At 36.9% G+C, this 11,484-nt stretch carries 9 protein-coding genes and 1 tRNA gene; all 10 read left to right on the top strand.

The genetic code is table 11. From position 1 onward, the window contains the following. Positions 1–5: 5 nt before the first annotated feature. The 10 genes from mraY (at position 6) to CLV90_RS00190 (ending at position 10,878) form a co-directional block, all read left to right on the top strand. On the top strand, positions 6–1,226 hold the full coding sequence (gene mraY / locus CLV90_RS00235) for a phospho-N-acetylmuramoyl-pentapeptide-transferase (protein ID WP_133685527.1): 1,221 nt from the start codon (positions 6–8) through the stop codon (positions 1,224–1,226). Further along, positions 1,226–2,560: a UDP-N-acetylmuramoyl-L-alanine--D-glutamate ligase gene (murD, locus tag CLV90_RS00230; RefSeq protein ID WP_133685526.1), complete on the top strand. Its 1,335-nt coding sequence runs from the start codon at positions 1,226–1,228 to the stop codon at positions 2,558–2,560. Before mraY ends, murD begins: the two co-directional genes overlap by 1 nt. Before the next feature lies 1 nt (position 2,561). Further along, positions 2,562–3,770 (top strand): FtsW/RodA/SpoVE family cell cycle protein, encoded by a 1,209-nt coding sequence (locus tag CLV90_RS00225; RefSeq protein ID WP_133685525.1) that lies wholly within the window; start codon positions 2,562–2,564, stop codon positions 3,768–3,770. Further along, the gene (gene murG / locus CLV90_RS00220) at positions 3,757–4,845 is read left to right on the top strand and encodes an undecaprenyldiphospho-muramoylpentapeptide beta-N-acetylglucosaminyltransferase (protein WP_133685524.1); all 1,089 of its coding nucleotides are present in this window, start codon (positions 3,757–3,759) and stop codon (positions 4,843–4,845) included. Before CLV90_RS00225 ends, murG begins: the two co-directional genes overlap by 14 nt. A 1-nt stretch (position 4,846) precedes the next feature. Next, positions 4,847–6,202, top strand: a complete 1,356-nt coding sequence (murC, locus tag CLV90_RS00215) for a UDP-N-acetylmuramate--L-alanine ligase (RefSeq protein WP_133685523.1) — start codon at positions 4,847–4,849, stop codon at positions 6,200–6,202. Further along, positions 6,192–6,911 carry a cell division protein FtsQ/DivIB gene (locus tag CLV90_RS00210; RefSeq protein WP_133685522.1) on the top strand — a complete coding sequence of 240 codons (720 nt, stop codon included), beginning with the start codon at positions 6,192–6,194 and terminating at the stop codon, positions 6,909–6,911. The genes murC and CLV90_RS00210 overlap by 11 nt, the downstream gene beginning before the upstream one ends. Positions 6,912–6,916: 5 nt before the next feature. Next, positions 6,917–8,260: a cell division protein FtsA gene (gene ftsA / locus CLV90_RS00205; protein ID WP_133685521.1), complete on the top strand. Its 1,344-nt coding sequence runs from the start codon at positions 6,917–6,919 to the stop codon at positions 8,258–8,260. Between the two features lie 43 nt (positions 8,261–8,303). Continuing rightward, positions 8,304–10,217: a cell division protein FtsZ gene (gene ftsZ / locus CLV90_RS00200; RefSeq protein ID WP_133685520.1), complete on the top strand. Its 1,914-nt coding sequence runs from the start codon at positions 8,304–8,306 to the stop codon at positions 10,215–10,217. 88 nt (positions 10,218–10,305) lie between these two features. Beyond that, positions 10,306–10,749, top strand: a complete 444-nt coding sequence (locus tag CLV90_RS00195; protein ID WP_133685519.1) for a GatB/YqeY domain-containing protein — start codon at positions 10,306–10,308, stop codon at positions 10,747–10,749. Positions 10,750–10,804: 55 nt separating this feature from the next. Further along, positions 10,805–10,878, top strand: a tRNA-Arg gene (locus CLV90_RS00190). The last annotated feature ends 606 nt before the right edge of the window (positions 10,879–11,484 follow it).

Here is an 11,484-nt window from a genome sequence, read left to right as displayed (position 1 = left end):
AATATATGTTAACCTACCTGTTTGAATATTTAGAAAAACAATACCAGTTGCCTGGAGCTTCGCTGTTTCAGTTCAGCACATTCCGTGCGGCAATGGCTATACTGTTTTCGCTAATGATTGCGACAGTTTACGGTAAGCGTGTTATTCTTTTTCTACAAAAACAACAAGTAGGGGAAACCATTCGTGATTTAGGTCTAGACGGTCAAAAGCAAAAGGCAGGTACACCAACAATGGGCGGTGTTATTATTATCATGTCCACCTTAATACCTGTTTTACTTTTCGCTCGCTTAGAGAATATTTACATCATCCTATTGATATTTACCATGCTGTGGATGGGGGCAATCGGCTTTTTAGATGATTACATCAAAGTTTTCAAAAAGAATAAAGAAGGTCTAAAAGGTAAGTTTAAGGTATTAGGTCAAGTTGTATTAGGGCTTATAGTAGGTGCAGTACTTTATTTTCACCCAGAAGTGACCATGCGTGATCATGATAAAACAATTATTACGCAAGCGTATACCGTAGAGCAGGTAAAAGGAGAGGAGATAAAGTCGACCATGACAACGGTTCCTTTCTTTAAAAATAATGAGTTTGATTATGAGAGTTTAATAGCGTGGGCAGGCGATGATGCAAAAGATTATGCGTGGTTATTGTTTATACCTGTTATTATTCTAATAGTAACTGCAGTATCGAATGGGGCAAATTTAACCGATGGTATAGATGGTCTCGCGGCAGGTACATCGGCAATTATCGTATTTACCTTGGGCATATTCGCACTGGTATCTGGTAACATCATATTCTCGGACTATTTAGATATTATGTACATACCACGAGTAGGTGAATTGTTGGTATTCATTACCGCCTTTGTAGGTGCCTTGATCGGATTTTTATGGTACAATGCTTTCCCAGCACAAGTATTTATGGGTGATACGGGGAGTTTAACCATTGGGGGCGTAATAGCAGTAATAGCGATAATTGTACGTAAAGAATTATTGATTCCCGTGTTATGTGGAATCTTCTTTGCAGAGTCACTTTCAGTAATGATACAAGTAGGATATTTCAAGTACACGAAGAAAAAATTTGGTGAGGGTAGACGTATATTTTTAATGTCACCATTACATCACCACTATCAAAAAATGGGATACCACGAAAGTAAGATAGTAACCCGTTTTTGGATTGTAGGAATACTATTGGCAATATTAACCGTAGTGACCTTAAAAATTAGATAATGGCACTTTTAGTAGTACTGGGTGGAGGAGAAAGTGGAGTAGGAACAACCATTTTAGGATTGAAAAAAGGATACGATGTATTTGTATCCGATAAAGGAAAAATAAAAGAGAAGTATAAAAACGTTCTTGAACATTTTGGAATTGATTGGGAAGAAGAACAGCATTCTGAAGACCGCATACTAAAAGCCGATTTGGTAATGAAGAGTCCGGGTATACCAGACAAAGTACCCTTGGTGAAACAGTTGGTGGCGAAAGGCATTCCTGTAATATCAGAAATAGAATTTGCATCAAAATACACCGATGCAAAAATTATTGGTATTACAGGAAGCAACGGTAAAACAACGACTACCATGCTAACCAACCACATTCTGGCAAATGCCGGATTAAAAGTGGGTATGGCAGGAAACATTGGTGATAGTTATGCGAAAATGGTTGCAGAGAATGATTTTGAGTATTACGTACTTGAGATCAGCAGTTTTCAATTAGACGGCATAGTAGATTTTAAACCACATATTGCCGTGATTACGAATATTACACCAGATCATTTAGATCGGTACGAGTATGAGTTTGAAAACTATATCGCATCGAAATTTAGAATTGCAGAAAACCAAGACGAAAACGATTATTTGATTTATGATGCAGATGATACAGTTTTGGTAGAATGGCTGAACAAGCACCCGGTTAAATCAAAATTAATGCCCTTTTCACTGAATAAAGTATTTGAACAAGGCGCATTTATAGAACAAAACGAGATAATAATAAAAACAACAACAGACACTATTAGCATGATTAAAGACACTTTGGCCTTAGAAGGTCAGCACAATGTAAAGAACACAATGGCAGCGGCAACAATTGCAAAATTAGTCGGTATTCGTAAGGAAACGATAAGAGCCTGTGTTTCTAATTTTCAAGGGGCTCCCCACCGTTTGGAGAAGGTGTTGAAAATACATCATGTGGAATATATCAATGACTCAAAGGCAACGAACGTAAACGCTGCCTATTACGCATTAGATAGCATGAAAACACCTACTGTATGGATTGTAGGTGGTGTAGATAAGGGCAATGAGTACATGGAGTTAATGCCATTGGTACGAGAAAAAGTAAAAGCGATTATCTGCTTGGGCGAGGATAATGAAAAGATAAAGCATGTATTCGGTAATGCGGTGGATCTATTGGTAGAAACATATGCCATGGAAGAAGCAGTAAAGGTTGCATATAAAATAGCAGAACGTGGCGATACAGTTTTGTTATCACCGGCATGTGCAAGTTTCGATTTGTTTAAGAATTATGAAGATCGCGGAGATCAATTTAAGAACTGTGTAAAGAACCTATAAGGTGTTGAATATATTTCAAAATATAAAAGGAGATAAAGCTATTTGGGCCATTGCGGCACTTTTGGCGCTATTTTCATTTTTGCCAGTATATAGTGCCAGTAGTAATTTGGTATATGTAGTGGGTAACGGTACACCTGTTGGTCATTTAGTAAAACATGCCATACTGTTGTTTTTAGGCTTTGGAATTATTTATGGGGTACATAAAATACCGACACACTTCTTTAAGGGACTTTCAATGATTGCCCTTCCAATAGTATTGGTGTTGCTTATATTCGTATTGGCGCAAGGCACCTCTGGTGGTGGTACCAATGATAGTCGTTGGATCCGTTTACCATTAGTAGGTTTCGGTTTTCAGCCCTCGAACTTGGCAGCAGTAGTATTAATGATATATGTAGCGCGATATTTTTCTAAAGTAAGAGAAATCAAAATAACATTTAAAGAAAGCATATTGCCTTTATGGCTGCCAGTTTTCTTGGTGGTAGCACTTATTTTACCGGCGAACTTTTCAACAGCAGCGATTGTATTTGCCATGGTTATGGTGTTGTGTTTTTTAGGAGGATATCCCATGAAATACCTATTAGGCATTATTGGGGCGGGCATGTTGTTTCTGACCATATTCGTATTGACGGCAAAAGCTTTCCCAGATTTATTCCCGAATAGGGTAGATACTTGGATGAGCCGTATAGATAGCTTCTCTAATCCTGAGGATACCGAAGGCTCCTATCAAATTGAAAGAGCAAAAATTGCGATAGCTACTGGCGGCGTAATGGGTAAAGGAGCAGGAAAAAGTGTGCAAAAGAACTTTTTACCACAGAGTTCATCAGATTTTATTTATGCGATTATAGTGGAGGAGTATGGTTTGATAGGTGGTTTTGTACTCATGTTATTTTACTTGTTTCTCTTGTTTAGAATTGTAGTTGTAGCAAATGGTTGCGCATCGGTCTTTAGTAAATTATTGGTGCTAGGCGTAGGTTTGCCCATTGTGTTTCAAGCATTGATAAATATGGCGGTAGCGGTAGAGTTGTTTCCAGTAACCGGTCAGAATTTACCATTGATTAGTAGTGGAGGTACCTCTAGTTGGATGACCTGTTTGGCGATAGGTATAATTTTAAGCGCAAGTAATAAAAGTATAGCTCAGGAGAGTGCTTCGGGTAATGATGTTGATATGGATGAAACGAACCCTTTAGAGATTTTAAGTGGGCAATTATAAGTTTATTCTATCTGGAGGAGGTACTGGCGGACATATTTATCCGGCGATAGCCATAGCGAACGAATTGAAAAGGAGACATCCTGATGCAGAGTTTTTGTTCGTTGGTGCGAAGGATAGAATGGAGATGGAGAAAGTGCCACAGGCAGGGTACAAAATAGAAGGATTGTGGATTACAGGAATTCAGCGCAAACTGACCCTTAAAAATCTACTATTTCCAATAAAATTGATAAGTAGTTTAATGAAAGCAAATAGCATCGTATCGAAGTTTAAACCACACGCCGTAATTGGTACGGGTGGTTTTGCTAGTGGTCCGTTGTTAAAAATGGCAACCGTAAAAGGAATACCATGTGTGTTGCAAGAACAAAATTCGTTTGCGGGCATCACCAATAAACTATTAAAAGATAAAGTGGAAAAAATCTGTGTGGCTTACGATGGCATGGAGCGATTTTTTCCGAAGGATAAAATTGTAAAAACTGGTAATCCTGTACGTTCAGATTTAGTGGAATTGAAAGCTACTAAAGATGAAGCTTTCAAGTATTTTGAATTGAATGCTGATAAAAAGACACTTTTAATATTAGGTGGAAGTTTAGGCGCAAGACGTATCAATGAATTGGTGGCGGATCATTTAGCATATTTTGAAGCAACAGGCTTACAGATAATATGGCAATGTGGTAAAGGATATTATGAAACCTACAAATCGCATCAGTCAGAGAACATTAAAGTGCATGCTTTTTTAAACTCGATGGATAAAGCCTATGTAGCGTCAGATTTCATCATTTCAAGAGCAGGTGCAGGTGCGGTATCAGAATTGTGTTTGGTTGGGAAACCAACATTCTTTATTCCGTCACCAGTTGTGGCAGAAGATCATCAGACCATGAATGCCTTGTCGTTGGTTGGGCATGAAGCTGCAATTATGATTAGAGAAAAAGAGCTGGAAAGTAAGTTTAAGACTGAGTTTGAATCGGTATTTAAATCTGCAGAAAAGCAACAAGAATTATCAAAGAATATAAAGTCATTGGCATTACCGAATGCCACTGCTGATATCTGCGATGAAATAGAAAAATTGATACAATAAAATGAACGTAACGCAAATACATAGGGTGTATTTTATAGGCATAGGGGGCATTGGTATGTCTGCTTTGGCGCGTTATTTTGCGTTCATAAATAAAGCGGTTGCCGGGTATGACAAAACCGAGAGTCCGCTAACGAAAGAATTGGCAAGTTCAGGTATTGATATTCATTACACGGATAATATCGATGCAGTGCCACAAGAATATAAGAATGACCCAGAGCATACTTTGGTGGTGTATACGCCGGCAGTACCTTCTAAACATTCAGAATATCAGTATTTTTTAAATAATGGTTTCACGATTAAAAAACGCTCAGAGGTATTAGGTTTAATAACCAAAGACTCTTTTTGCTTGGCAGTTGCGGGTACACACGGTAAAACAACAACCTCAAGTATTTTAGCGCATTTGTTACAAGAAACAGGCGTTAAAATGACCGCTTTTTTAGGTGGAATTTCAGAAGATTTTAATAGCAATTTCCTGTTGGAAGGAACAGAGTATTCGGTAGTAGAAGCAGATGAATTTGATCGTTCATTTATGCAGTTAACACCTAATGTAGCCTGTGTTACGTCAATGGATGCTGATCACCTAGATATTTATGGTGATGCGCAAGAATTGGAAAGAACATTTGTTGATTTCACCAAACGCTTAAAACCGGGCGGTAAATTATTTGTTCGTAATGGTTTGCCTTTAGAAGGGCTTACCTATGGTATAGAAGACGATTCGGATTATTGCATCCGGAACATAAAAATAGAACATGGCACCTACATATTCGATTTGGAGACCCCTGACCTCAAACTAGAAGGGGTTGAATTCAACAAACCTGGGCGACATAATTTGTTGAACGGTTTGGTAGCTTTCGCAATGGCGATGCAAGCAGGTTCCCCACCGCATCGCCTTGCTGAGGCACTAGCGACGTTTAAAGGTGTTCAAAGGCGTTTTTCTTATCAAATCAAGAATGAAGAGTTTATTTTTATTGATGATTATGCACATCATCCAACAGAGATAAATGCCGTTTTTGAAGCAGTATCAGAAATGCATCCGAATAAAAAAGTACTGGCAATTTTTCAGCCGCATTTGTTTTCAAGAACACGAGATTTTGCCGATGCATTTGCAGAAAGTTTATCGCAGTTCGAGAATGTATTGTTGTTAGATATCTATCCGGCTAGAGAAGAGCCGATTGAAGGAGTGTCATCAGAGTGGTTATTGAAGAAGGTGAATAGCTTTAATAAAAAATTAATTTCAAAAGAACAAATCCTTTTTGAAATAAAAAAACAAGATCCAGATGTTTTACTAACAATGGGAGCTGGAGATATAGGTTTGGAAGTTGTAAAAATAAAAAAAGAAATGTCGTATGCAGGTTAATTGGAATTTTATAAAGTTAGCTGCTTTGGTTCTAGTAATCATGGGGTTATATGCGTTTTCTAATGAACGAAATAGCGCCAAAAAAGTTTTGGGAATGAAGGTTGAATTCATTGGGGATCAGAATTTGTACCTCACTGAAGGGGCGGTTAATAAATTGTTAATACAAAATTACGGTAGTCTCAAAAATGTCCCTAAAGAAAATATAGTTTTGAATACTGTAGAAAAGGCCCTTGAGGCCAATGAAATGGTAAAAAGTGCCCAAGTCTATCTAACAATAGATGGTGAGCTAACGTCAAAAATAGTTCAACGCAAACCAATCGGACGCATAGAAGGGAACACAAAGTTTTATTTGGATGATGAAGGAAAGAGGATGCCTTTTTCAAATAATCACTCAGCAAGGGTTCCCATCATAACAGGCAATATCAGTGGTAAAAGCCTTGAGGATGTCTATGTCATATTGGAACATGTGAATAAGGATGATTTTTTTCGTGAATCGGTAATCGGTATTCATATAAAAAGTGAGAAGGAATATCAATTGCGATTAAGGCTCAACAATTTTGTTGTGAACGTAGGCGGTATTGAAGATTTAGAGGCTAAGTTCAGCAATTTTAAGGCGTTTTATGCCAAAGCGAACAAGGATCAGACCTTAGAAGATTATGCGGTAGTAAGTTTAGAATTCAATAACCAGGTGGTGTGCACTAAAATATAATAGAAATGGAACAAACTAAATATTCAGTCGGTTTAGACATAGGAACAACGAAAATCGTTGCCATAATCGGAAAACAAAACGAATATGGTAAAATTGAGATTTTGGGTATCGGTAAGTCCAAAAGTTTAGGTGTACACAGAGGTGTGGTAAACAATATTACACAGACTATAAAATCTATCCAACAAGCGGTCGAAGAGGCAGAAGCAAATTCTGGACTTAAAATTGGATCCGTTGTTGTAGGTATTGCCGGGCAGCATATTAGAAGTTTACAGCACAGCGATTACATCACCAGAAAAGATTCTGAAGAAGTAATCGGTGATGAAGATGTAGACTTACTATGTAATCAAGTGCACAAATTGATTATGCTACCAGGTGAAGAGATAATTCATGTATTGCCACAAGAATATAAAGTCGATGGGCAAGCTGAAATTCGCGAGCCTGTTGGTATGTACGGTGGTAGGCTAGAGGCTAACTTTCATGTAGTAGTTGGTCAGGTAGTTTCTATTAAAAATGTAGGTCGTTGTATTAAAAGTGCAGGGTTAGATTTAGGAAATATAACACTAGAGCCATTAGCATCATCAGATGCCGTGTTAAGTCAAGAAGAAAAAGAAGCAGGTGTAGCACTGATCGATATAGGTGGTGGTACAACTGATCTGGCAATTTTCAAAGATGGTATCATTAGACATACGGCAGTAATACCTTTTGGTGGTGGAGTTATTACCGAAGATATTAAAGAAGGTTGTTCAATTATAGAGAAACAGGCAGAGTTGTTGAAAACCAGATTTGGTTCAGCATGGCCAGGAGAGAACAGAGATAATGAGATTGTATCTATACCAGGTTTACGTGGTAGAGAACCAAAAGAAATTTCTTTGAAAAACCTTTCTAAAATAATTCATGCACGTGTAGTTGAGATAATTGAACAGGTTTATGTTGAAATCAAAAACTACGGTCACGAAGAACAAAAGAAGAAATTAATTGCAGGTATAGTGTTAACCGGTGGTGGAAGCCAACTGAAGCATTTAAAGCAATTGGTAGAATATATAACAGGTATGGATACTCGTATAGGGTACCCTAACGAACATTTGGCAGGTGATTCTGACGAAGAAGTCGCTAGTCCGTTATACGCAACAGCTGTTGGTCTTTTAATGAACGCCATTAAAAACCAAGAGAAGTTGAAGTTGACTCAAGAAGAGATTATACAAGAAGTAGAGCAAGAACAAGAAGAGGAGTTGGTATACGCAGAACGTGAAACAGAAGCTATAGCACGCCCGAACCTGCATAAGGAAAGAAAATCTGTTTTTGACAAGTGGTCTGAAAAGTTGAAAGAGTTTTTAGATAACGCAGAGTAATAAGCATAGCATAAGAGAATACATAACCAGTAATAATTAGAATATGAGTAAGAACATCGAATTTGATAATATCTCCTTTGATCTACCAAAGAATCAAAGCAACGTTATAAAGGTCATTGGTGTAGGTGGCGGTGGTAGTAATGCCATTAATCACATGTTCCAAGCAGGAATTAACGGAGTTGATTTTGTAATCTGTAATACAGATTCTCAGGCCTTAGACAATAGTCCTGTGCCTAACAAAATACAATTAGGTGTATCATTGACAGAAGGTTTGGGGGCTGGTGCCAATCCTGAAGTAGGTGAACAGGCTGCCATGGAGAGTATGGAAGAAATTAAAAGTATGTTGGATACAACTACAAAAATGATCTTCATTACTGCTGGTATGGGCGGGGGAACAGGAACTGGTGCTGCTCCCGTAATTGCTAAGTTTGCTAAAGAAATGGATGTTCTTACTGTAGGTATCGTTACTATGCCGTTTCAATTCGAAGGTAAAATGCGAGTTGAGCAAGCACAACGAGGTATCGAAAAATTACGCAAAAATGTAGATTCGTTAATCGTTATCAACAACAATAAATTAAGAGAGGTTTATGGTAACCTTGGTTTTAAAGCCGGTTTCTCTAAAGCCGATGAAGTATTAGCAACTGCTGCTAGAGGTATTGCAGAAGTTATTACACATCACTATACACAAAACATAGATTTACGTGACGCTAAAACGGTATTATCCAATAGCGGTACTGCTATAATGGGTTCTGCTATTTCATCTGGTTCGGCAAGAGCTAATGAAGCAATTATGAAAGCGTTAGATTCTCCGTTATTGAATGATAACAAAATACAAGGAGCTAAAAACGTATTGTTATTGATTGTTTCTGGTGCCCAAGAAATCACTATTGATGAAATAGGTGAGATCAACGATCATATTCAAATAGAAGCGGGTTACGGTGCTAACATTATAATGGGTGTTGGTGAAGACGAAAGCTTAGGTGAGGCTATTGCCGTAACGGTAATTGCTACTGGTTTTAATATTGAGCAACAAGATGATATTGTAAATACCGAATCGAAGAAAATCATTCATACTTTAGAAGAAGGGCAACGTGCCGAGGCAATGTTGTTATCTAATACTAAAACTGTTCATACTTTAGAAATGGACGAGGAGGAAGAGGAGGTAAAACAAGTCAAACCCGTAAAAAAGTATGAGTTCGTTGAGGAAGCTGATTTTGACTTGATACCTACAACGAACTATATTAAAAATTTCAATGTTTTTTATGAGGAAGTATTGGCTGAAAATGTATCTGAAGAAGATTTTGTAATCGTAGATTCACCGTCATCTTTTAGAGATATTGAAGTTGTTGAGCCAGAAGTATTAAGATTTGAAGATGAAGAAGATGAATTTTCAATAAATTTCGAATCTTCTGCCATAGATGAAGAAGAAAAGGAAAATGTAATCATGTTCGATTTACATGATGAAGTAAAAGATATAGATGTTAACGATAGTATCGAAATTGTGCCGGTATTAGAGTATAATAAGAATGGTGAAAAGCGCTATAGCTTAGATGACTACATGCAACTAGAAAGTAAATTGACAGGTGCAAGGTCTAAGGCAGAAGAATATGAGCCAAAAGTTATTGAAGATGAATTAATTTTCGAGAAAAAGACAGTAGCGCCAAGAAGAGAAATTCACCCAGAAGAGCAATTAGATCCTATGGAAACACCAATTGAAGAATTGTTGCGAGATAGGGCTGATGAGCGTAGAAGAAAATTGAAAGATTTTAACTATAAATTCAAAAATAACGCACCAACCAGTTATGACGAAAAGAAGCCGGCATATCAAAGACAAGGTGTTAATTTGAACGAAAATCCTAGAGAAAAGAAGATTTCTAGAACATCGCTAAGTGGTGATAGTAATGATGATATTCAATTACGTTCTAATAACTCTTTTTTACATGATAATGTAGATTAGTAATAGGATTACTATAATTTTAAAACCCGAAAACTAACTTAGTTTTCGGGTTTTATTTTTTATCTTCGCAGACCAAAATAAAGAGCAAATGGGTTTACAGGAAAGAGTAATGGAGCAGTTGAAATTGGCTATGAAGGCAAAAGATTCAGTAGCACTAGAATCCCTTAGGGCTATTAAATCTGCATTGTTGGTAGCAAGTACAAGTGGAGCTGGAGAAATTACTGAAGATGATGAGATTGAGATTGTTCAAAAGTTGGTAAAACAACGTAAAGATAGTGCTGCAATTTTTATGGAGCAGGGTAGGCAAGATCTTGCTGATCCAGAACTAGCTCAGATTGCAGTTATCGAGAAATTTTTACCAGAACAACTTACAGAAGAAGAAGTAGAAAAAGTGGTTATACAAACAATAGATGCCGTAGGTGCTTCAGGTATGAAGGATATGGGAAAAGTTATGGGGATTGTTTCTAAAGAATTAGCCGGTCAAGCAGACGGTAAATTGATATCTACAATAGTAAAGAAGAAATTAGCATAAATTAGCGCTTGGTAGTTGCAATAATTTCAATATTGCAAATTGCTAATTTAATTATGGCCTCGTGGCGCAACTGAATAGCGCATCAGATTTCGGCTCTGAGGGTTGGGGGTTTGAATCCCTTCGAGGTCACTAGGTTTTAAAGCCACATCTTAAAAGGTGTGGCTTTTTTGTATTTTAATCCTCGTTGTAATAAGGTGAATTGGTATTACCTATTTATATAGGTAGAACTTAGTGGTAATAGTTGCTAATAATCTAAATTTTATACTATCTATTGTTTAGCATATAGAAAATGTGGTAGTATTTACATATAGTATCTGAAGAACTGTTTTAAAGTTGAGTTTAAAACGGATGATTATACTGTTATACGAAGTTCAAGAAACGAGAATTTGAAGTAGTATATATGAGTAACAATTAAAATCAATCTTTTTTCTACTTATGTTTTTACTGTTGTAAGAGTATGGATTTTAAAATTGCGATTCTATTATATATGGTTTACACTTTTTTTTTAGGTCTTAATAGGTAAAATAATGACTAGGTAAAACTTCTTTTTTGAGTGTCTAATGCTGTTTGAATTTGAGAAACACAAACCAGTTTAATAGTGGAAGGTTGTAATGTGTATTGAGGTAATCTCTGTTGTTTGATTTTTATGTGAATTTTGTTGATTCTAACGTGCGGTAAATCATGATGTTATGGTTAGGTCAAAAAACTTTGTTTTTTTTATTTGAAAAAGGCTTG

The organism is Maribacter spongiicola (assembly GCF_004364165.1).
Classification (GTDB): Bacteria; Bacteroidota; Bacteroidia; order Flavobacteriales; family Flavobacteriaceae; genus Maribacter; species Maribacter spongiicola.
The sequence above is the reverse complement of the archived record's forward strand: the minus strand, read 5'-3'. Positions and strand labels throughout refer to the sequence as shown.